Annotated in this window: 17 protein-coding genes; 10 read left to right on the top strand and 7 right to left on the bottom strand. The window is 53.3% G+C overall.

Features of this window, described 5'->3' with window-relative positions; translation table 11 throughout:
- Positions 1-52: 52 nt before the first annotated feature.
- Positions 53-976, top strand: coding sequence for an RNA polymerase sigma factor RpoS (gene rpoS / locus Q8W22_RS04450; RefSeq protein WP_303432197.1), 924 nt, complete (start codon positions 53-55; stop codon positions 974-976).
- Between the two features lie 145 nt (positions 977-1121).
- Here the strand turns inward: rpoS and fdxA are convergent, their stop codons facing one another.
- From fdxA to Q8W22_RS04430, 4 genes are all read right to left on the bottom strand, one after another.
- A complete protein-coding gene (gene fdxA, locus Q8W22_RS04445) occupies positions 1122-1445 on the bottom strand; it encodes a ferredoxin FdxA (protein WP_303432195.1) in 324 nt (107 codons plus the stop codon).
- A gap of 204 nt (positions 1446-1649) precedes the next feature.
- Positions 1650-4244: a DNA mismatch repair protein MutS gene (gene mutS, locus Q8W22_RS04440; RefSeq protein ID WP_305451708.1), complete on the bottom strand. Its 2595-nt coding sequence runs from the start codon at positions 4242-4244 to the stop codon at positions 1650-1652.
- 279 nt (positions 4245-4523) lie between these two features.
- Positions 4524-4964, bottom strand: coding sequence for an alternative ribosome rescue aminoacyl-tRNA hydrolase ArfB (gene arfB, locus Q8W22_RS04435; RefSeq protein ID WP_303432192.1), 441 nt, complete (start codon positions 4962-4964; stop codon positions 4524-4526).
- A gap of 76 nt (positions 4965-5040) precedes the next feature.
- A complete protein-coding gene (locus Q8W22_RS04430; protein ID WP_303432190.1) occupies positions 5041-5748 on the bottom strand; it encodes a hemolysin III family protein in 708 nt (235 codons plus the stop codon).
- 67 nt (positions 5749-5815) lie between these two features.
- Between Q8W22_RS04430 and Q8W22_RS04425 the strand changes: the two genes are divergently transcribed.
- From Q8W22_RS04425 to gspD, 4 genes are all read left to right on the top strand, one after another.
- Positions 5816-6154, top strand: coding sequence for a GIY-YIG nuclease family protein (locus Q8W22_RS04425; RefSeq protein ID WP_305451707.1), 339 nt, complete (start codon positions 5816-5818; stop codon positions 6152-6154).
- 141 nt (positions 6155-6295) lie between these two features.
- Positions 6296-7057 carry a type II secretion system protein N gene (gspN, locus tag Q8W22_RS04420; RefSeq protein ID WP_303432186.1) on the top strand — a complete coding sequence of 254 codons (762 nt, stop codon included), beginning with the start codon at positions 6296-6298 and terminating at the stop codon, positions 7055-7057.
- A 27-nt stretch (positions 7058-7084) separates the two neighbouring features.
- Positions 7085-7948, top strand: coding sequence for a type II secretion system protein N (locus Q8W22_RS04415; RefSeq protein WP_303432185.1), 864 nt, complete (start codon positions 7085-7087; stop codon positions 7946-7948).
- A 4-nt stretch (positions 7949-7952) separates the two neighbouring features.
- Positions 7953-9836 (top strand): type II secretion system secretin GspD, encoded by a 1884-nt coding sequence (gene gspD, locus Q8W22_RS04410; RefSeq protein ID WP_303432184.1) that lies wholly within the window; start codon positions 7953-7955, stop codon positions 9834-9836.
- A gap of 119 nt (positions 9837-9955) precedes the next feature.
- Here gspD and Q8W22_RS04405 read toward each other — a convergent pair whose 3' ends face one another.
- Together Q8W22_RS04405 and sodB are read right to left on the bottom strand one after the other, a co-directional pair.
- Positions 9956-10564: a nucleoside triphosphate pyrophosphatase gene (locus Q8W22_RS04405; protein ID WP_305451706.1), complete on the bottom strand. Its 609-nt coding sequence runs from the start codon at positions 10562-10564 to the stop codon at positions 9956-9958.
- Between the two features lie 138 nt (positions 10565-10702).
- Positions 10703-11287 carry a superoxide dismutase [Fe] gene (gene sodB / locus Q8W22_RS04400; protein ID WP_303432180.1) on the bottom strand — a complete coding sequence of 195 codons (585 nt, stop codon included), beginning with the start codon at positions 11285-11287 and terminating at the stop codon, positions 10703-10705.
- Positions 11288-11677: 390 nt separating this feature from the next.
- Between sodB and Q8W22_RS04395 the strand changes: the two genes are divergently transcribed.
- From Q8W22_RS04395 to Q8W22_RS04380, 4 genes are all read left to right on the top strand, one after another.
- Positions 11678-12433: a hypothetical protein gene (locus Q8W22_RS04395; protein WP_305414506.1), complete on the top strand. Its 756-nt coding sequence runs from the start codon at positions 11678-11680 to the stop codon at positions 12431-12433.
- A 163-nt stretch (positions 12434-12596) separates the two neighbouring features.
- Entirely contained in the window at positions 12597-14108 is a 1512-nt protein-coding gene (locus Q8W22_RS04390) for a fumarate hydratase (protein WP_303432177.1), read from the top strand.
- 365 nt (positions 14109-14473) lie between these two features.
- The gene (locus Q8W22_RS04385) at positions 14474-16327 is read left to right on the top strand and encodes an alkaline phosphatase PhoX (protein WP_305451705.1); all 1854 of its coding nucleotides are present in this window, start codon (positions 14474-14476) and stop codon (positions 16325-16327) included.
- A 170-nt stretch (positions 16328-16497) separates the two neighbouring features.
- Positions 16498-18087 (top strand): hypothetical protein, encoded by a 1590-nt coding sequence (locus Q8W22_RS04380; RefSeq protein ID WP_305451704.1) that lies wholly within the window; start codon positions 16498-16500, stop codon positions 18085-18087.
- Between the two features lie 22 nt (positions 18088-18109).
- On the opposite strand, the gene ppnN is transcribed toward Q8W22_RS04380, so the two are convergent.
- Positions 18110-19492 (bottom strand): nucleotide 5'-monophosphate nucleosidase PpnN, encoded by a 1383-nt coding sequence (ppnN, locus tag Q8W22_RS04375; RefSeq protein WP_303432172.1) that lies wholly within the window; start codon positions 19490-19492, stop codon positions 18110-18112.
- Positions 19493-19916: 424 nt separating this feature from the next.
- Between ppnN and Q8W22_RS04370 the strand changes: the two genes are divergently transcribed.
- Positions 19917-22640 (top strand): hypothetical protein, encoded by a 2724-nt coding sequence (locus Q8W22_RS04370; protein ID WP_305451703.1) that lies wholly within the window; start codon positions 19917-19919, stop codon positions 22638-22640.
- Positions 22641-22652 lie beyond the last annotated feature (12 nt).

The following is a 22652-nucleotide window of genomic DNA, read 5'->3' as shown; positions in this document are numbered from 1 at the left end:
GATCATGTTTAACTCTTTGTACAATAAAAGAATTAAACAGGCGGGAAGGATTATGGCGGTACAACAGCAGCGTGACGAACGAGAAGGTTCGGACAGTCACCAGGACGGAAAACGAATTACCGACGACAGCACTTACAAGTCAATGGATGCAACCCAGTTGTATCTGAATGAAATTGGCTTCTCTCCGCTGTTATCTGCAGAAGAAGAAGTGCATTACGCTCGCCTGGCGATCAAGGGTGACGAGATGGGACGCCGTCGCATGATTGAAAGCAATTTGCGTCTGGTGGTAAAAATCTCTCGCCGTTATCTCAACCGGGGTCTGGCTTTGCTGGATCTGATTGAAGAAGGCAATCTGGGGCTGATCCGGGCGGTCGAAAAGTTCGATCCTGAGCGTGGTTTCCGTTTTTCAACCTACGCTACCTGGTGGATTCGTCAGACCATTGAGCGTGCCATCATGAACCAGACGCGGACGATTCGCTTGCCAATTCATGTGGTGAAAGAGCTGAATGTGTATTTGCGCGCGGCCCGTGAACTGACCCAAAAGCTGGATCATGAGCCAAGCGCTGAAGAGATCGCCTTGCTGATGGACAAGCCGGTAGCCGATGTAAAACGGATGCTGAAGCTGAATGAGCGAGTTACTTCGGTGGATACGCCATTGGCTGGTTCACCCGACAAGTCCTTGCTGGATACCATTGCTGATGAGCGCAGTGCTGATCCTGGTGAAGAGCTGCAGAAAAACGATATCCAGAACAATCTGGAACACTGGATTGATGAGCTGCCAGAAAAACAACGGGAAGTGTTATCCCGTCGTTTCGGGCTGCGAGGTCATGATATCAGCACGCTGGAAAAGGTTGGTCATGAGATCGATCTGACCCGTGAACGAGTACGCCAGATTCAGGTTGAAGGGTTAAAACGCCTGCGCGATATCATGGAAGGTCAGGGATTGAATGCCGAGACCCTGTTCGGCGAAGCCTGACACGCCGCCCCTGACACTCGTTCGTCGTACCGCCTGCGGTGAGCGAATGACAGGGGCAGTTCAAGCCATTCAGCCTGGCAATGGCCAGACTGAATGCAGTGGCCGCCAGACATACGGCCCGAATAATCCGCTGGATTCTTGCGCCCTAGCGCTCCAGCATGGCAATTTTGTTTTCTTTACCATCCCACTCTTCGGCATCTTTCAGCGGCTCTTTGCGCTCGGCGATGTTCGGCCATATTTCTGCCAGCTCGGCATTCAATTCAATAAACTGTTCCTGACCTGTCGGGATTTCGTCTTCGGAATAAATCGCTTCTGCGGGGCATTCTGGTTCGCATAATGCGCAATCAATACATTCATCCGGGTGAATCACCAGAAAGTTAGGGCCTTCGTAAAAGCAATCGACCGGGCAGACTTCAACACAGTCGGTGTATTTGCATTTGATGCAGTTGTCGGTGACAACAAAAGGCATGGAATATCTCCTCATGGTGCGCCAGAGACAGTGAGTTGGCGCAGGCTAATCGGTTGGATACCTGAGTTCTTTGCTCAGGCTTGGAATAAGCGTTCATTCTAGGTATCCGTCTGTCAGGTCGCAAGCCAAACAAGGGGTTGGTGTGGTTGTTGGCTTGCGCGGTGGTGGCAACACTCTGTTTTTCGACCTGTCTGTCAGCTCTGCTCAGACCAGCCGCTTGAGTTCATACAGTAACTCCAGGGCGGCACGGGGCGTCAGGTTGTCTGGGTCCAGTTCTGCCAGGCGGGTTTCGGCTGCGGAAGGGACACTGGCGAACATATCCGATTGGAGAGGTGGCTCGGCAATACCGGGTGTCACTGATGCCGGGCTGCTGGTTGGGGGCAAGCTGCCTTGTTCCAGTTTCTGCAATTGCTGCCGTGCATTGTTGATCACTACAGCGGGCACGCCGGCCAGTTGTGCGACCTGCAAGCCGTAACTTTGACTGGCCGGGCCGTCTTCTACCGAATGGAGGAAGATAATCCGGTCTTCGTGTTCTGTTGCCTTGAGGTGTACGTTCGCCACCTGGGGGTGAGACTCCGGCAGTGCCGTCATTTCAAAATAGTGGGTAGCAAACAGAGTATAGGCGGCGGTTTTTTCGGCCAGATAGGCAGCACTGGCCCAGGCCAGCGATAGGCCATCAAAGGTGCTGGTACCGCGTCCGACTTCATCCATCAATACCAGGCTGTTGGCGGTGGCGTTGTGGAGAATATTGGCGGTTTCGGTCATCTCTACCATAAAGGTCGAGCGGCCACCGGCAACATCATCGGCCGAACCCATGCGGGTAAAAATACGGTCAACCGTGGTCAGGGTACAGTGTTCGGCGGGGACATAGCTGCCGATATGGGCGAGCAAGACAATCAAGGCCACCTGACGCATATAGGTCGATTTACCGCCCATATTGGGGCCAGTGATAATCTGCATCTTGCGGCGGTTATCCAGGTGGGTGTTGTTGGCCACAAACGGATCGTCGAGCAGGGCTTCGACCACCGGATGGCGCCCCTGGCGAATATCAATCACCGCGTCACTGGTCAAGGTCGGGCAGGTCAGCTGCAGGGTGTCGGCCCGTTCACTGAGGTTGACCAGCACATCCAGCTGCGACAGTGCTGCGGCACAGGTTTGTAACCCCGGCAGTGCCAGACCCAGGTCGATGACCAGCTGATCATAGAGGTGTTTTTCCCGACTCAGGGAACGACTTTTGGCGCTTAATGCCTTGTCTTCGAAGGTTTTTAATTCCGGGGTAATAAAGCGCTCGGCGTTTTTGAGTGTCTGGCGGCGAATATATTCAGTTGGTGCATCGGCGGATTGGGCTTTGCTGATCTCGATGTAATAGCCGTGCACCCGGTTGTAACCGACTTTCAAGGTGCTGATGCCGGTGCGTTCCCGTTCGCGGGTTTCCAGTTGCAGCAGAAAATCACCGGCGTTTTCACTCAGGCTGCGTAACTCATCCAGTTCGTCATCATAACCCGGAGCAATCACCCCGCCGTCTCGAATAACGACCGGCGGGTTGTCGATAATGGCGGCTTGCAGGCGTTCAACCCACTGTGGGAACTCCTGAATCTCGCTCCACAGTTGTTGGGCCAGCAGGCTGTCGACAGGCTCAAGCAAACTGCGAACGGCTGGCAAGACGGTCAGGGCATCGCGCAGGCGAGCGAGATCGCGAGGGCGGGCCGACCCCAGAGCAACGCGGGACAGAATCCGTTCAATATCACCAATCTGGCGTAACAAGGGTTGCTGGTCTTGCCAGCTGCCGGTCTCTAACAACTGTTTGATGAGTGTCTGGCGCTGCTCCAGTAGCGTGAGGTTGCGGATTGGCCGGTTGAGCCAGCGTTTCAGCAAGCGACTGCCCATGGCGGTGGCGGTTTTATCCATTACCCAGGCCAGGGTATGGCTGTTGCCGCCTTGCTGGTTGATGTCTATTTCAAGGTTTCGGCGACTGGCCGGATCAATCACAATGGCATCGTCGCACAGTTCAACCTGCAATGAGCGGACGTGGGGCAGGTCATTACGCTGGGTTTCCCGGGCGTAATTCAGCAGCGCACCGGCGGCACGTACCGCCAGGGTCATGTCTTCACAGCCAAAGCCCCGTAAATCCCTGGTTTTTAATTGCTGGGTTAACAAGCGGAAGGCGCTGTCGGCATCAAAATGCCAGGGCGACTGGCTCCGTGCGCCAGCGCGTGCTGGCAGTTCTGCGGGTAGCTGCTGGTCTTCGGCATAGAGCAGTTCGGCCGGGCGCAGGCGTTCGATTTCGGCCAGTAGCTCAGCCTCGGTGGTGACTTCCAGTACCGAAAAACGTCCGCTGGAGATTTCCAGTACCGAGAGACCATAGGTTGTGTGCTGGGCGCAGACGGCGACGATCAGGTTGTCACTGCGCTCATCGAGATAGGCTTCGTCGGTGAGGGTGCCAGGAGTGATTACCCGCACAACTTTGCGTTCTACCGGGCCCTTGCTGGCGGCCGGATCGCCAATCTGTTCAGCAATGGCAATCGAGACACCTTGTTTGACCAGTCGGGCGATGTAGTTATCGGCGGCATGGTAAGGCACACCGGCCATCGGTATCGGCTTGCCGCCGCTCTGGCCACGGGCGGTGAGGGTGATATCCAGCAGTTGCGCTGCTTTTTTTGCGTCATCAAAAAACAGTTCGTAGAAGTCTCCCATGCGATAAAACAGCATGGTGTCCGGGAACTCGGATTTGATTCGCAAGTATTGCGTCATCATCGGGGTTTGAGCGGGTTTTGAGTCTTTTTTTGCTGTGGCTTGCATACGCACCGAGGACAATAAGGGGTTTAGAGGCTGTGCCAGCGATAGCTGGAAATCGAGCCGCTAAGATTACCAAACCAGCCCCCACTAGAACACCTGCCAGTGTTCAGGTCATACCACCAGGGTGGCCGGCTGTTGTTGAATGAAGACCGGCGGCTTGCTGGATCGTGCCAGCGGCATCCGGGGGCATGAGCAGCTAGCAATGGGGCCGAGAGGGAATTCGGGTTGTTTGACGTGGTGGATTCTGGCAAGGATGCAACGTTTTTATCGTTGGCTCATTGGTTAGCCATCGTATTTGTTCACCTTGCCTCTCATGTTCTTGATCTGGCCGCGGCGGGTTTTCTGGTCGACCCGTTTACGCTGTGATGAACGCGTCGGGCGAGTAGCAACCCGGGGTGGCAAGACCACCGTGGCTTTGCGGATCAGCTCTGCCAGACGATCCAGTGCATCCTGGCGGTTTTTTTCCTGGGTGCGGTGTTGCTGGGCCTTGATCACTATGATGCCGTCCTTGCTGATCCGGCTGTCCGAGATGTTGGCAAGGCGTTCCTTGATATAACCAGGCAGGGACGATGCACCGATATCAAAGCGCAAATGGATGGCACTGGATACCTTGTTGACGTTCTGGCCACCGGCACCCTGGGCACGGATGGCTTGCAGGTCAATCTGATACAGTGGAATGGAGAGGCGGCTGGAAATTTCCAGTTCGGTTTCGGAATCAGTCATGGCGTTCTGTTGGTTGAGAATGGGTCAGCCCGTGGTGATGGCAGAGTTGCTGTTCGCATTGGTCATGGTCGCTTTCTCATGCAGGCGACGATGGAGGAACGGGTAAATCCGCGAGGCCAAAGGCAATCGCCCAAAAATGACAGAATACGCCGGCCAGTACAAATAAATGCCAGATTTCATGGAACCCCAGATGATCTGGCCACGGGTTGGGCCACTTGAAAGCGTAAATCATTGCACCAACGGTGTAGAAGCCGCCGCCAGCGGCCAGCCATAACAGGGCGTCAACCGGGATACGTTCCATGGCGGGCTGCGCTGCGACAACCACTAGCCAGCCCATGGCAACATACACCAGAGTTGATAGCCAGCGTGGTGCGGTAATCCAGACCAGTTTCAGTACCACGCCAAATCCCGCCAGCGTCCATACGATTGCAAACAACCACCAGCCCATCGGGCCATGGAGTGGAATCAGGCAAAACGGGGTGTAGGTTCCGGCGATCAGTAAAAAAATCGCGATATGATCCAGCCGCTTGAGCCGGGTGATTGTTTGCCCGGAGCCTTGTACCAGGTGGTACAGGGCACTGCTGGCAAACATCAGCAGCATGGTGATGCCAAAAAGACTGAAAGATACAATGTGCCAGAGGTTGCCGTACTGCGCTGCCCGGCTATACAGAATATAAAGTGCTACCAGCGAAAGAAGAGCGCCGGCAAGATGGCTAAAGCCGCTGACTGGCTCACGAAAAAGGGCTTGGGGGCTGGCAGATGAGTGCGCGAGTATCCGGGTCATGGAGCATTCCTTGACGTGCAGGGCTGATAGCACCGGCATCGTCATGATCAAAGCAGAGAGTATATCGATGGCAGAGTTACAGTATGACGCCAATGTTGCGGCCGGTGCCAGTGCTGCCGACACGCGCTGGTTTCTGTATTTTATCCGTACTCGCCACGATACCTTGTATTGTGGCGTCAGCACGCATGTGATCCGGCGTTTCCGTGAGCACAGTGCCGGAGGCGTGCGGGCGGCGCGGGCGTTACGGGGCAAGGCACCCTTGCAGCTGGATTTCAGTTGGGAACTGCCAAACAAGTCTGTCGCCTTGAAAGTCGAGTATCGGGCCAAGCAATTGAGCCGTACGCAAAAGGAACGGTTGATTGCTGGCGATGCAGCGATGCAGCGGCGTTTGTTGGCAGGTTTATAGAAACGAGACGAACGGGAGCAGAATGTTTGTTACCGTCACATTGTGTAATTGTTACATGGATGTCATAACTTCGCTTTAGACTCCGGCGTCCTGTCAGTAGAATGGCATGCAATTTGTAGCGATACGGACACAATAATCATCATGTTTTCAGCTATTTGGGCAGCTCGCTGGTATCTGCTGCTTGGTTTGTTTGCCTTCTTGATCTTTCTGGTCGTCAATGCGCCATTACATTTTGTCTGGCGCATGTTGGAACCCGAGCTAAAGAATTTGCCGGTTGATGTCAGGTCTGTGTCTGGAACGATCTGGCACGGGCAAGTACAGGCTGAGCAACGGGATTTGGGTTTGTTGGATGCCGAGTGGCGTTTATCGCCTGCTTCGCTTCTGGTGGCGGCACCCGAAGTGGATTTGACCCTGACATCACCTTTCGTGCGATTGCAGGGTCTGGCTCGTCTGGGGGCTGATCAAGCGCTGCATATCCGTGGCCTGGATGGTTTTCTGGATACCGAGCTGTTACGGCCGCTGCTGAGACCGTCCCGGGTGGAATTGTCTGGCAATATCGAAGCCAGCGACCTGTCGGCGGTGATTCATCTGGATACCCGGGTAATCAGTGCTCTGGATGGTCGCCTGGTGTTTGGTGGCGGTAGCGCAGTATTTCCGGTACAACGCAAGCGTATCTCTGCCGACGTGCCGATGCTGGTCGGACAACTGGGCATGACACAGGAACAGGCGGTGCTGGATGTGACAACCGTTGAAGGCCAGCCGCTGGTACAAGGATTTGTACAGCCCGATGGCTGGGCAGGGGTGGCAGTACGACGCCGGATGATTGATGTATTGGGGCAAACCTGGCCGGACAAAGCCGAAGTAGACACCGTGATTTTTGAAGTGTCGCGAAAGATTCTATAACCTTGGCGCCGATTCGGAGCAGTCGATTTGGAAAAGAATGTGGTAGAGCCGCTGTTATGGCAAAAGTGGACATTACTGACGGGCAAGCTGGTGCTGACGGTTTTATTAAGCTGGCAGAGTGCACAGTTGGCCTGGATGGTTATCGCCCCGACGCCGTTAGTGTTGAAAGCGCCGGCTCAGGCAAGTACTGACAGTGACGATGGGCAGGTGCGCGGAACGGCGGCTTACCATCTGTTTGGCGAGGCAACGGCAGTTGCCCCCCGAGTCGTACAAAAAGCGGTGGAAGCACCGGATACCCGCTTGAAGTTAACCTTGATGGGGATCAATCAGTCCTCTCGGGAAGAGTTATCCAGTGCGATTATCTCGGCTGCCGGTCGTTCCGGCGAATTTTATCGTATGGGTGATACGGTACAGGGCCGCACCCGCCTGGCCGGGGTGTACCCCGACAAGGTCATTCTGGACACCGCTGGCAAGCTCGAAACGCTCAAATTTGAAGAGCACACCAGTCGGGGGTCAGATGTGCGGGCGGTGCCGGAGGCCAAATCAAGGTCCGGCGCCAGCTCGTTGAAAGAACGCTTCAGCAAGGTCCGTAATGCCACCGAACTGGTCGACCTGGCAACGTCCGAGCTGGAGGATGATCCGCTGGAAGCACTGGGTCGTATGGGGCTGGCAGCACAAGGGAGTGGTCAGGGGTATCGGGTACAACCCGGCTCGCCCCTGATGCAGTTCAAACTCCGACCCGGAGATTTGCTGTTGTCCATTAATGGCCAGTCACTGGGCGATCCGGCCAGTGACCAGAGTCTGTTGGCTGACTTGCAGAATACTGAAAGTGTGCGTATCGAAGTACAACGCGGCAATGATCGTTTTACCGTTAACCACAGGCTGAATTAAAGATATGGGTGTGTTTAAACATTGGGTAGTGGCTGTCCTGGTCTCGCTGAGCTTTACGGTCAGTGCCCAGGAAAGCTGGCAGATCAATCTGAAAGAAGCCGATATCGGTGCTTTTATCAGCCAGGTGGCGGACATTTCCGGCAAAAGCTTTGTGGTTGACCCGCGTGTCAAAGGCAAGGTCAACGTCCTGACCAGTGAAGCACTGGATTCTACCGGGGTGTATGAACTGTTTCTTTCCGTGCTGCAGGTACACGGTTATGCCGCGGTTCCGGCAGGAGACGTGGTGCTGATTGTGCAGCAAAACGAGGTCAAGCAGGTTGGCCGTGACCTGAATACGCAATCAACCAACGACAGCCAGGAAATGCTCACCAAGGTGATCATGATCAAGAATACCCCGGCTCTGGATCTGGTGCCTATCTTGCGTCCGCTGGTGGCCAAGTACGGCCATCTTGCCGGGGTAAAGTCTGCCAATGCGCTGATTATTTCCGACCATGCCATGAATATTCGTCGTATCGAGCAGATCATCGACCGGCTTGATAAATCCGGCAACGATGAGCTGGAAGTGGTGCAGCTGAAAGAAGCCTGGGTGGGGAATGTTGTTACCATGTTGCAAAGCCTGGACCCATCCAAGGTGGTGCAAGGTAACGGAGAAAGCGATAACACCGCAGGCACCATCCGTGTTGTGGCCGATGAGCGCAGCAACCGGTTGATTATCAAAGGTGAAAAAACCGCCCGTGACCGTATTCGGGTATTAATTGAACAGCTCGACCAGCCGTCGTATTTCAGTGGTACGGCCCAGGTGATTCGCCTGCAATATGCAGATGCCACCAAGTTGGCTGATTTGTTGAAAAACCTGATGAGCGAAGCCACCAGTAGCGATAAAGACGCCGAACAGGTGAAAGGTACGGTGGGTATCCATGCGGATGAAGAGCTGAATGCGCTGGTCGTACGTGCAGAGCCATCATTGATGAAAGAAATCCAGGAGCTGGTGGCATCGCTGGATGTGCGCCGTGCCCAGGTGCTGATTGAGTCTGCAATTGTGGAAGTCACTGGTGACGTCAGTGATGCAATGGGGGTGCAATGGATATCCGGCGATTTGGATAACCCGGTCGCGATGACCAACTTCAGCAATGCCGGGCCGTCGCTCAGTACCATTGCCACCAGCATTGCGTCGGAGACCTACACCAGCGCCGTCAGCAGTGGTCTGACCCTGGGGGCTTACAGCGAGGACAATGGCTTGCTGGACTTTGGCCTGATTCTGCAGGCGCTGCAAAGCGACAGCAATACCAATCTGCTGTCGACGCCCAGCATCATGACCATGGACAATCAGGAAGCGGAAATCATTGTTGGCCAGAACGTGCCCTTTATTACCGGCTCGACATCATCCAGCAGTAATTCCAACCCTTTTACCACCATCACCCGCGAAGATATTGGTGTGACGCTGAAGGTAAAACCACATATTCATGATGGCACTGCCATTCGTCTGGAAGTGGAAGCCACCGCAGAATCGGTATCAACCACGACCGTTTCGGGCAGCGCTGATTTGATTACCAACAAGCGTTCGATCAAAACCATGATTCTGACCGGTAACGAAGAAACAATCGTACTGGGGGGACTGATTCGTGATGATATCGTCGAAAGCACCAGCAAGGTGCCGCTGCTCGGGGATATTCCGGTACTGGGCTGGCTGTTCCGTTCATCCAGCAGTGAGCATGTCAAAAGTAACTTGATGGTGTTCCTGCGTCCGACCATTGTGAACAGTGCCGAGACATCCCGTGACGTGACCCGTGAGAAGTACAATGGTATCTGGGAGTTTGAGCTATCCGATCAACTGGGTAGTGATGATATTGATGCCTCGCTTGAACGTTTGTTTGATGGACGTCCTTAACAACCGTTAGCCAAACAACCATTAGTCGATGATTGTTGATAGAGCGTTCCCCGTGCCGGGGAACGGCTTGCCGTTATTCTTGTGTTGCCGCTGATGCTGTTTGTTGATGTCGCTTGCTGTTATGCCAAACGAGTCGTCTTGCGGTAATGGGCAGCCAGACCCAGAGGATTCAGCCCGGCCGCACGCATCAGGTCACACAAGCGAATCAACGGCAGTCCGATCAGGCTGTTGATATCGCGCCCGTGCAAGGCATCAAACAAATGGATGCCCAAGCTTTCAACCTTGAAACTGCCAGCACAATCGTACGGCTGTTCAAGCATCAGATAATCCTCAATCTCTTCCGCAGACAATGGCCGGAACTGCACCTCAACATGCTCGACTGCGCTGGTGATTTCACCGGCATGCCACAAGGCCACACCGGTCGAAAAACAAATACGCTGGCCTGAACTGGCCAACAGTTGTTGCCGGGCTTGCTCATGATTCCCCGGTTTGCTGACCACTTCGCCATTGAGAGAACAGGCCTGGTCGCTGCCGATGATCCAGTGTTGCGGGTATTGTGCTGCCAGTGCCCGTGCTTTTTGTTCAGAGAGCCGCTGCACACAGGCATCAACGCTTTCATCAGGGTATGGGGTTTCGTCAATATCTGGACTGGCCCAGTCAAACGGCAGGCCCAGCTGGGCCAGCTGTTGGCGTCGGTAGGGGGATGAAGAGGCGAGTAACAGTTGCATGGAAACTCCGGCAGCGTGATAGAAAACAAACAACGCCAGGACGTCAGCGTAGTGGCTGGTCGCTGATGGTATGCCTGCGTCAGTAACGTGTTGACATAAAAAAAGGAGCCGAAGCTCCTTTTTTTATTGGCGTGGTGATCAGGCAGCGAAGTTAGCGTTCGCAAATTCCCAGTTCACCAGTGCCCAGAAACCTTTCAGGTAATCCGGGCGTACGTTGCGATAGTCGATGTAGTAGGCGTGTTCCCACAGATCAACCGTCAGCAGAGGCGTCAGGCCTTCTTCTGTGATTGGTGTAGCGGCGTTGGAAGTGTTGACGATGTCCAGAGTGCCGTCTGCTTTTTTCACCAGCCAGGTCCAGCTGGAGCCGAAGTTGTTGACAGCCATGTCGTTGAACTTGGCTTGAAACTCTTCGAAAGAACCAAAGGCAGCGTTGATTGCATCTGCAATTGCACCTGTTGGAGCACCACCGGCATTAGGTGCCAGGCTGTTCCAGTAGAAGGTGTGGTTCCAGATTTGAGCGGCGTTGTTGAATACGCCACCGGAGGAAGACTTGATGATCTCTTCCAGGGTTTTACCTTCAAATTCGGTACCACCAATCAGGCCGTTCAGTTTGGTGACGTAGGTGTTGTGGTGTTTACCGTGGTGGAACTCGAGGGTTTCTGCGGAAATGTGAGGTTCCAGAGCAGTTTTTTCGTATGGCAGAGCAGGCAGTTCGAAAGCCATGAGCGTTCTCCATTATCAGGCTGGGTGGTTGCATTCAGGGGTAGATGGGGCTTTATAAAAATAATTCAACGGCTCCATCCCGCCTTCCGAAGTCGCAGCATGATAACACCGGCGCGGGCAGAGGGGCTATGTGTTACTGATAGTGAATATCTATCGAGCATGGTTGCCATGAATGATGGTGAGTTTATGTTGTCGTACCGCCTGTCGCCGTCCTTCGTGCTGTTGCTTGGGGTCTGTTGCTCCGGCTGTGGTCGTGGCTGCTGGCGTGGTGGTGAGCTGGCCGCCCGGGCGGCAACGCGGAGGAAAAATTCCAGTCCCATCAGTATTTCAGCGCTAATGTTTGTATACTGCGGGCCATTTATTTTTTGATCTCCAATTGCGGAAATCCTTATGGACAACGTTAAAGAACCGCTTATTCCTGATATCAAACCATCGCAAGACGATATCGAAATGCGTCAGCGGCAAACCAAACCGCGCCGTACATCACCGGCCAAAGCTGACAGTAAACCCAGTGGCTCCTCCGGCTTGGCGGTGGTCGCTGTGTTGCTGGCGCTGGCTGCCCTTGGGGGTGGTGCCTACCTTTTTAAAATGCTGCAGGCACAGCAATATGAACTGCTGGAAGCCCGACAGATTATCGAGGAGCAGTCGAGCAATCTGAAGCTGCTGAACGAGCGATTATCTGCTACTGGTGAAAACGCCAGTTTGTCGCTGGATGCGCTGAAGGTGTTGTTAAAAGAACACGATTCCGAAATTCGCAAATTGTGGGATGTGGCCAACAAGCGCAACAAGGGCCTGATTGCCAGTAATGAAAAGGCCATTGCTGCAAGCATTGCGTCGCTGAAGGCGCTCCAGTCAAGGATAGAGACTAGCCTGACAGAACAACAAACGCTGCTGGAACAGCAGCAACTGGCGAGCAGTGCCTTGTCTGAGCGAGTCTCGGCCAACGAAGCGGGGCTGCTATCCTTGCCGGAATCCGAGCTGCGTATCGCCCAGAACAGCGAGGCCGTACAAATGGCGAGCCGGAATGTCGCCAGTCTGAAAACATCGCTGGCCAGTCGTCAGCAGGAAATCGACAGCCTGCGTAAGCAATTACGTCAGGTCGAGTTACGTATCACCACGTTACACGCGCCCGCCGCCACGAAGTGATATGTGACTAAAGGCGTTGTCTAGCGCATTTGAGCCGCTTGTTCCTTCGGGTACAATCGGCCACCGTTCGCGCCAGCATCGGTCTGGCGCATTGCACTGCTGAGCGTTTTGTCGCAAGACGGAGCCAGGGCACCCGTGAGAGAGCACAGAGAGAGAACCCACCATGACAGTGATCAAGCAAGAAGACCTGATCCAAAGCGTCGCTGATGCGTTGCAGTACATTTCCTACTACCACCCAAAAGACTTTATCGATGCGGTTCACGCCGCGTACGAGCGTGAAGAGTCCAAGGCCGCCAAAGACGCCATGGCCCAGATTCTGATCAACTCTCGTATGTGTGCCATGGGCAAGCGCCCGATCTGTCAGGACACTGGTATCGTCACCGTTTTCCTGACCATTGGTATGGACGTCAGATTTGAAAGCGACATGTCGGTAGAAGACATGTGTAACGAAGGTGTACGCCGTGCTTACCTGAATCCGGACAACGTCCTGCGCGCTTCCGTGCTGGCGGACCCGGACGGCAAGCGGACCAACACCAAAGACAATACGCCTGCCGTGATTCACATGAAGCTGGTACCCGGTAATACCGTTGACGTGCACGTGGCAGCCAAAGGCGGTGGTTCTGAGGCCAAGTCCAAGTTTGCCATGCTGAACCCGTCTGACGATGTGGTGGAGTGGGTACTGAAGCAAATCCCGACCATGGGCGCTGGCTGGTGCCCGCCAGGCATGTTGGGAATTGGTATTGGTGGCACAGCAGAAAAAGCCATGGAAATCGCCAAGGAATCGCTGCTGGAGCCGGTCAATATCCAGGAGCTGCAAGCGCGTGGTGCCAGCAATCGTGCCGAAGAACTACGTCTGGAATTGTACGAAAAGGTCAACAAACTGGGGATTGGTGCCCAGGGGCTGGGTGGTCTGACCACGGTTCTGGATGTGAAAGTGGCAGATTATCCGACACACGCAGCCAACAAGCCGGTTGCCATTATTCCTAACTGCGCAGCAACGCGTCACACGCATTTTGAGCTGGATGGCTCCGGCCCGGCGGTACTGCCGGTACCGAAGCTGGAAGACTGGCCAGAAATCAGCTGGGAAGTGGGTGACAGCGTACGTCGTGTGGATCTGAACACAGTGACGCCAGAAGACGTAAAAGACTGGAAAACCGGCGAAACCGTACTCTTGTCCGGCAAGATGCTGACTGGCCGTGACGCGGCCCACAAACGTATGGTGGAAATGCTGGCCCGTGGTGAAGAGCTGCCAGTGGATCTGAAAGGCCGCTTTATTTATTACGTGGGTCCGGTCGACCCGGTACGTGAAGAAGTGGTTGGCCCGGCTGGCCCGACTACCGCAACCCGTATGGACAAGTTTACCCGCACCATTCTTGAAGAAACCGGACTGCTGGGCATGATTGGTAAATCCGAGCGTGGCCCTCTGGCGATTGAGGCCATCAAGGACAACGAAGCGGTGTACCTCATGGCCGTAGGTGGTGCTGCTTATCTGGTATCCCAGGCGATTCGTGCGGCCAAGGTACTGGCATTTGATGACCTGGGTATGGAAGCTATCTATGAGTTCGACGTGGTGGATATGCCGGTGACAGTTGCCGTGGATACCAAAGGTGAATCTGTTCACATGACTGGCCCGATTGAGTGGGCAGCCCGTATTGCGGCGAAAGAAGTGGATTGATCACGTTTATGTGACCGAATAACCGGCTTTGCGTGTTCGCAACGCCGGTTTTTTTGTGTTTGACATATATTGACAAAACTGACACCCGTTGTTTATTTCTTTACTCTTCTCTGGCTTCTACAGTATCGTTGATCCGATCAAGTCCTCTCGCCACTGTGTTGCTCTGAGAGGTAAATCAGATCCGGGGGCATTTGCCTGTTCCGCGTCCACTGCCACATGAGTCCATCCACTTTCGTCAGCAGGTACCTGCTAACGACCGTCACAATAATGTCTTTTTTTTGACATGAAATCTCACTTAATTTGTCATTTTTCGAAGCTAGCCTGTGCCGCACTAAACATCCATATAAAAGATGAGAGAGAGCGTTATGGAACTAAAGAAAAATGCACTGCTACAAGCATTGCTGATGGCCGTTTTGGCTACTGGCTTGTCTGCTTGCGGTTCAGATGGTGATGACGGCACTGATGGTGTTGACGGTACCAATGGTGTTGACGGTACCGACGGTGTTGACGGTACCGATGGTGTTGATGGCACCGATCTGACCGTAGCCGATCATACTACCGCAACCTACGGCACTGAGCTGACGTTTGAAGGTGTTGATGCACCTGCAACCGATGCTGACAAGCGCGCTATTTTCGCTGCTACAGCCACTGTTGGAGAAGGCACCTTTGGTGGCTCTTTTAACACTCTGGCACGCTCCGGTACCGATTATAATGGTGTGACTTTTGGACAGCTGATTAATGAATCCGGCACTGTGCTGCAAAGCACTGACGGTAGCATCAACGTCACCAACAGCAACGAACACACGTCACTGTTGCCTATCGGTGACAAGTTGTTCTCTGTTTCTCAAATGGAATCTACTCCTGGAGCCATGTTCCTGATGGAACTGAATCAGGATGACGATACTGGCGCTCTGTCTGTTAAAAGTATGAAGCAGATTGATCAGTCTGGTGTGAACGGTGGTTGGGTACATTGTGCAGCTTCTGTTACTCCATGGACCACTCACCTGGCCTCTGAAGAATATGAACCGAATGCCCGTAACCCGGATAGCGGCCAACGTAGCATGCTGTCCTACTACGAGGACGAAGCTTCCTGGAACCCGTACTTTTACGGCTGGAATATCGAAATCGAAGTCTCTGAAGATGCATCTACCGATCTGACCAAGCATTACGCCATGGGTCGTCTGGCATTTGAGCTGGCTTATGTAATGCCAGATTCCAAAACAACTTATATGACAGATGACGGCACCAACGTTGGCTTCTATATGTTTGTTGCGGATACCGCTGGTGATCTGACCGCTGGTACTTTGTACGCCGCCAAGTGGACACAGACTTCTGCTGATAATGGCGGAACGGCAGACATCAGCTGGATCGACTTGGGCCACGCATCTGATGATGATGTGAAACCTTATGTTGTTGGTACTGATACACAAGAACAGCTGACCTTCACTGACCTGTTTGACAGCGAAGATGTCACGGATGGTGCTTGCGCAACTGACGGCTTCACTTACGTGGATACTGCTAGCGGTGGTGCTGAGTGTTTGAAAGTGATCGAAGGTATGGAAACTCAGGCCTCTCGTATGGAAACCCGTCGTTATGCTGCGATAAAAGGTGCTTCCATCGAATTCAAGAAAGAAGAAGGCGTTACGTTCGATCCAACTCGTAGCAAGTTGTACGTTGGCATGTCCAGTGTTGGTAGTGGCATGAGCGATAGCAGCGGTGACATTCAGCTGGCTGAAAGCAATGATTGTGGCATCGTCTATCAGCTGGATGTAGCAGCAGATACAGACATCGGCTCTGACTACGTTGCCAACTCTATGTACTCACTGGTAGAAGGTGTTCCTGTTTCTGAGTCAGAGCAAGTGACTGGTTTCGCAGATAACAACTCTTGTCATATTGATGGCATCGCCAACCCGGACAACGTGACGTACATGTCTGGCTACGACAAGCTGATTATCGGTGAAGACACGGGTTCTGGTCACCAGAATGATGTGATCTGGTCTTATGAGTTTGATGATGAATCACTGACTCGTATCCAGACTACGCCTTACGGTGCAGAAACCACGTCTCCTTACTGGTACCCGAACATCAATGGCTGGGCTTATCTGATGTCGGTTATTCAGCATCCATATGGTGAGTCTGATCGCGATATGGACACAGGTGCTGGTGAAGACATGGCTTATACCGGTTATGTTGGTCCTTTCCCTGGCATCGCTGAGTAATAATATCAGTATGAGTTTATAAGGGCGGGGAGACCCGCCCTTTTTCCGTTTGTGAGGTTGTTGTGAGAATTTTCCATTTGTTGTTAACATCCGGTTCTATGGTTGCTGGATTACTAGCGTTTGATGTCGTTGCTGAAACCTCGTCAAATAGCAGTCTTGTAAAAAAGCAGGTGAGTGATTACCTGACCGCGGATCGCCTTGATAACAAGACTCCTTATTTACTACCTCAGTGTTATACCGACCCGGTAGATGACAGTGGATCTTATAACCCTTGTTATGCCTGTCATACCGAGAGCAAAGAACCTAATTATTTTAGTGATATTGATGTTCAGGTGGCCTATAACATGCCCGAACCCGGGGTTAATAACCCTTGGATGAATGTCTTTAAAGATCGTACCCAAGCTATTCAAAATATCAGTGATGAAGATATCCTGAGCTATGTACGAGAGGATAACTACGCCAGTCGTCATGGTGAGATTTATCTGGCAGAGAAATTGAAGAATGTCCCTGCAGAATGGGATCGCAACAAAAACGGTCAATGGGATGGCTATATCCCGGATGTCTGGTTCGATTTCGATAATCAGGGATTTGATCATGACCCTTCTGGCAACCCGACAGGCTGGCGTGTATTTGCTTACTATCCGTTTCTGGGTACCTTTATGCCAACCAACGGTTCAACGGACGACGTGTTGATTCGCTTGCCTGAAGCGTTTCGTGAACTCAAGCCGGGGGAATATGATCAGGAAACCTACATAATCAACCTGGCCATTGTGGAAAGCCTGATGAAGCAGCAGGATGTGGTTATCCCTGAAGTGGATGAAAATCGCTATGGCGTTGATCTGAATAAAGATGGAAAGCTTGGTAAAAGCCATCTAATTCGTTATGAATGGGCCCCACTTGACAAAATCTATATGAGCTATGTGGGTCAGGCCAAAAAACAGCTGGAAAATAAACAGGTGCATTTGGCGGCACGTTTATATCCAGAAGGAACAGAGTTTGTACATACCGTGCGTTATATCGATGTGGATGATCAGGGTAAAACCAGTATTGCTCCACGGATGAAAGAGCTTCGATATGGCCGTAAAGCCAGCTGGCGCACTTATTTTAATTTGCAGCGCTATGTGGAAAAAGAAGAGAAAGAACGCTACGACTTCCCGGAACGTACCAAAACGGTTATTGGTAATATGGAAGAAGGCCTGATTGTTCCTCTGGGCTGGGTGTATCAAGGATTTATTGAAGACAAGGCCGGTGACCTAAGACCACAAAGTTACGAAGAAAACTACTTCTGTGTTGGCTGCCACTCCGGTATTGGGGCGACCAATGACTCAACTTTCGCCTTTACGCGCAAACTGGATTCCGGGCATTCATTCCAGAATGGCTGGTACCATTGGATGGAAAAAGGCTTTGAAGGCGTTAAGGATCATGTCCGTGAAGACGGTCAGGGAGAGTACGCTTTTTATCTGGAGCACAATCCAACGGGGAATGAATTCCGCACCAACGACGAGGTGCTCAACAAGTTCTTCCATTCGGATGGCAGCAAAAAACCAGAAGCGTTCGAGCGTTTGAAAACCGATGTCAGCTATCTGCTGATGCCAAGTCGTGACAGGGCCCTGACGTTGAACAAGGCGTATAAGGCCATTGTCGACGAGCAAAGCTACAAGCTGGGACGGGATGCGGTAATCACTCCTATGAATGTGGTGCATAAAGAAGTGGAGCTGTACGGCCCTACTGGTATCACTGAAGTATTGAACCTCTATTGACTGAGCGTGTGTGCAGGATGGCCTAACGGTCGTTCTGCACAGCATCGTCAGCGGTTGTAATTTCATAACACGGGGTATATTCCCCGGTCATCTTCATACGTCCACTCGCGACCATATGAGCCAGCAAGGCGTTCATTTCTTCCATGATTTTCGGGTCACCCTGTAACTGATACGGGCCATGCTCCTGTACCCGTTGAATGCCAGCGGCCTTAACATTGCCGGCGACAATACCAGAAAAGGCACGGCGTAAATCCGCAGCCAATTGGTGCCCCGGTGCATCGAAGGACAGATTCAGAGCAGACATGGCCTTATGAGTGGGGTCGAACGGGTGTTGGAATTCGGCCGGGATGTGCAAGGACCAGTTAAAAAAGTAGGCATCCTTTTGTTGCTGGCGCCAGAGCTGGACACTGTGAATCCCTGTCTTCATGGCCTGGGCAACCGCCTGGGCGTCATTAATGATCAACTGGTAACGGGCCTGGGCCGGTGCCCCCAAAGTGGTACCGATAAAACGGTCAATGGCACGCAGGTAGTCACCGCTTTCTTCTGGCCCGGTGATGATAACGGGGAAGGGCAGTGTGATGTTCTTCGGGTGCGTCAGAATGCCCAGCAAATACAGTAATTCTTCTGCTGTGCCTGGCCCGCCAGGGAAAATAACAATGCCGTGCGCCATGCGCACAAAAGCTTCCAGACGTTTTTCAATATCCGGCAAAATGACCAGTTCATTAACAATGGGGTTGGGCGCTTCGGTGGCGATAATACCAGGCTCGGTAATGCCGATATAACGACCGTCGCGATTGTGCTGCTTGGCATGGCCGATGGTGGCACCCTTCATCGGGCCTTTCATGGCGCCCGGGCCACAGCCGGTACCGATGTCGAGGCCTCGCAGGCCGAGGTGATAACCAACTTCCTTGCAGTATTTGTATTCATTGCGGGGAATGGAATGTCCCCCCCAGCACACCACCAGGTTGGGCAGCCGGTCGGCGCAGAGTACATCGGCATTTCGCAGCAAGTGAAAAATCGCATTGGTGATGCCATCGCTGTCGTTCAGATCAAAGCGCTGGGGCTTGATAATGGAATCCTGCGCATAGAGGACATCGCGCAAGACCGAAAACAGTTGCTCCCGCACACCGCGGATAATGTCGTTGTCGACAAAGGCACTGGGAGGCGGGTTGACCAGTCGTAATACCAGCCCACGATCTTCCTGTTCAAAATGAATATCGAACGGCTGATAGGCCGCTTCCATATCAATATAGCTGTCACTCTGGCTGCCAGCATTCAGGACGGCGTAGCAACAACGGCGTACCAGATCGTGCTCCTGGCTGCTGACATCGCGTAGCTGCTGAATTTCGTAGCGCGATAAAACACGCAGGTGAGTTTTCGGGTGAATCAGTTCGTAGCTGCTCATAATGCGATTATTTCCTGCCGTCGGTCGTATTATTACTATACGACACCTGTGAGGAATCGGCCGTATTTGTGTTCCGTGCATGGTGTTGCCGGCGGTGTTGCAGGGGGTGTGTGGTTACGGAGCGCGGTTTTAGCGTCGGATGACGGCCGAAATCCAGCAGATTTTTTCCCGAATCAAGGTTCTTTGTCTACGCTTGTAGATACTGCTGATGATCCTTGATGATCATTTGTGTCGTCAGATCGCATTACTTTTGTTACATATAATTACAAAAGGAATGGGCATTCTCAGCGGAATCATACTTTGGAGGGATGAGTGTGGTTGCTTGGGCAGATTATATTCCTCTTACAGTTGTGACATCGCTGTGACAGAGGATGTTTCCTTGCTGGGTCACAGCACTAATAACAATAAAACGACAGGTAGTAATATGGTTAACAAGACGATTCTCAGTCTGGCCATGGCGGCAGCAACCGCAGGCTTGGTTGGCTGCAACATCAGCAGTGTGGATGGTAACAGTGACGTTGAGCAGACACCGGTGCAGGCCGGTAGCGGTGACAGTCTGGATGCCTTTGTTTCTCCGGTATTTAATCCGGCGACGTCAGAACTGCCGCTGAATATCGATTTTCTGTTCCAGACCTACCCAACCAATGATGATGGTTCGGCTGTTGATGCCACCGATGCCGATGGCACGCTGTATTATGAAGCGGGTAAAGACATTGAGCCGCTGACGGCGACGGGCAGCATCAATCCAGACTACAACCCGGTCTATGATGCCATTAACGATCTGGATGGATTCTCGGCAACGGCTCCGTTTGATATCGCTTTTGATGGTGAATTATCGACCGAGGTACCGAGCGGTTCGGTTTATCTGGTGCCACTGAACTACGACGGTGGCCCCAAACTGGGCAGCCTGGTCAGTAGTTCGCCGTATTTGTATCAGGATATCCCGGCCATTCGTGCCGAGGTGGTGAGTTATACCGATGGCAGCCTGAATAACAACGTGCTGCGTATCAGCCCCGAAGAACCGTTGCTCGAAAGTACCCGTTATCTGGTGGTTGTGCTCGACAGCCTGTTGGGTGCCAACGACAACCAGATTGATGCCTCGACGCAATACAAATATTTGTCTGACCCGGATCTGGATGCCTACGTTGATGAGCTGGCCTCTGCCAAAGTCGCGATTGAAGGCTGGCAGCAGCTGGCAGAGGGTTTTGTCGGTAGCGTATTGCAACGTAACGACGTGAATGTCGCTCTGGCCTATACCTTCACTACCGGTGGTTCAACGTCGGTGATGAACGCGATGGCCGCACCGGGCAATGCCAACAGCGCCTTGAGTAACAAGGATATTCCGGCGTTGGTGCAGCATTACCTGAATACCACCGACGATGATGCCACAACCCAAATGGCCACCGTCACCATGATGACCAGTGGCGACACCGAAGCAGCGACGGCCCTGATTCAGGGGAATGCGCTGTTATCGACCTTACCGGCCCCGGCCCCCCGCAAAACCGATTTCAGCAGCAGCGCTTCAGTACCTTCTGCGTTGCTGGCCGACGGCTTGCAGGCGACTTTCCGTAGTGGTCGTATCGAATTACCTTATTATCACAGCGCGCCGGACGGTGCTTACAGTGGCGAAGACCCAACCAGTGGTTATGCCTGTACGCCGACAAGCGATACAGATGATAGCTGTTTGTCGCAACAGCTGAGCGCCGCCAATGTAATCACCTCCCAATGGCAGTCGGATGCGGAAGTGATCAGTAATATCCAGCTGGCGCTGGGCGCTGATGCTGCTACCGCTGCGGCTTATACCGCACCGTCAGAAAACGTCACCGACCTGTTTCCATTTGCTGCTGCCCAAGGCACGGTATCGGCCCCGGTACTGGTGGTTGAACCTGTCGCCAGTTGTGAAAAACCGGCCACTGGCTGGCCGGTGGTGATTTACCAGCACGGCCTGAACTCCCAGCGACTGGATACTCTGCCACTGGCCGACCAGTTCGCCCAGAACTGCTATGCCACCGTCGCGATTGATCTGCCCTTGCACGGTGTGATGCCGACCGACACCGTCGATTTGTCTGCGCTGTTGGGGGCTGAATTTGCCGCCGTACCGGCTCTGGCGATTGTCGAAGGCAGTGAGAACAGTGACAACAGTGCTTCCAGCCTGTACGCGCTGGCACAAACCGACGGCACGACGGCATTACTGGAAAAAGTCACCGAGATAGTAACGGCGCAAACCTACAGTCAGCGCCACTTTGGCTTGACCGCAGATGGCGTGGCGCCGACAGCCGTCAGCGCCACCGATGCTTCGGCCAACAGCTCCGGCTCCTTGTATATCAACTTTGTCCGCTTCCAGACCACCCGGGATAACACCCGTCAGGCAGTGATGGACTTGCTTAACCTGAATGCCTCGATTCCCTTTATGGATATTGATGGCGACGGCAATGGGGTGTTAAACAGTGCCCCGGATTTTGATGCCAGCCATATCTATTTTGCCGGTATCTCACTGGGTGCCATTGTGGGGACGGAATACGTGGCGATTAATAACGCCAATACCCTGACGGCTAACGCAGCAGGCAACAGCGCGCTGAATCCGATTCAAGCGGCAGTGTTCGGGGTGCCCGGAGGCGGATTGGCGAAGATGCTGGAAAGCTCAGACGCTTATGGCCCGACGATTGTGGCAGGACTAACCGACCCGGATAGCTTTAATCTCACCCAGGGCGGGTCAGATTATGAATCCTTGTTGTACGTGTACCAGGCTACCGTCGATGCGTCTGATCCGGTTAACTATGCCGCGCAACTGACTGCGACCGGAACGCCTTATACGCTGATCGAAGCCGTCGGTGATCACGTGATTCCCAATGCGGTGGATGCTGCGCCGTTGGCGGGTACCGACCCACTGATCGATGTACTGGGTGCCACATTGGTGGATACCTCCTCGGATTTGTCGGCCAGCAGTCCGGTACAGATTGCCTTCCGTCTTGCCGATGAGTTGAGCAGTCATAGCTCCATGGCAGTACCGGATAGCAATGATGCATCGACAGAAACGGCGGCGACCTTTGGTGTTATCGCCAACCATATTGTGAGCCTGTTTGACGATCCTGCTGCTCCGACTCTGGTCGATGACGGCGCGGGTATTGTTGAAGCAGTGACAGAATAAGGCTGAGAAACC

It is taken from the genome of Oceanobacter sp. 1_MG-2023, from assembly GCF_030689025.1.
Classification (GTDB): domain Bacteria; phylum Pseudomonadota; class Gammaproteobacteria; order Pseudomonadales; family Oceanobacteraceae; genus Oceanobacter.
The sequence above is the reverse complement of the archived record's forward strand: the minus strand, read 5'-3'. Positions and strand labels throughout refer to the sequence as shown.